At 73.4% G+C, this 365-nt stretch carries 1 pseudogene; it reads right to left on the bottom strand.

The window, feature by feature from the left end:
• Window positions 1-330: pseudogene (locus AC1DUE_RS20855) on the bottom strand (hypothetical protein); the annotation flags it as partial.
• Window positions 331-365: the final 35 nt, after the last annotated feature.

The following is a 365-nucleotide window of genomic DNA, read 5'->3' as shown; positions in this document are numbered from 1 at the left end:
CGTGCGGATGCCGTCGACACGGTGCGAGGCGTGGGTGTTGCGGTGGAAGGAGAGCGGTCCGGTGGGGCCGGGCAGCCGGGTCTCCACGGTAAGCCGGCCCGCTTCGGTGCCACGCAGACCGGCGACCGGATCACTCGTCAGTGAGGCACCCGCAGCGATCCATGCCTGCGGCCGCCCGCCGAAGGTCACCGGCTGCCCGCCCGCCGTCACCGGCCCGATCAGGACCGGTACGGTGCCGAACGCATGCCCGTAACGCAGCCGGACCTGTCCGCCGGCCGACAGCCGGACGGTGGCGGTGAACGTCCCGTCGGTCAGTCCGGTGCTCGCCACGGTGTCGGTTGCGGTCGGCGCGGTCTGTGCGGTCG

The sequence above is a fragment of the Cellulomonas sp. P4_A2 genome (assembly GCF_056402515.1).
This window is presented reverse-complemented; position numbering and strand designations above follow the sequence as displayed.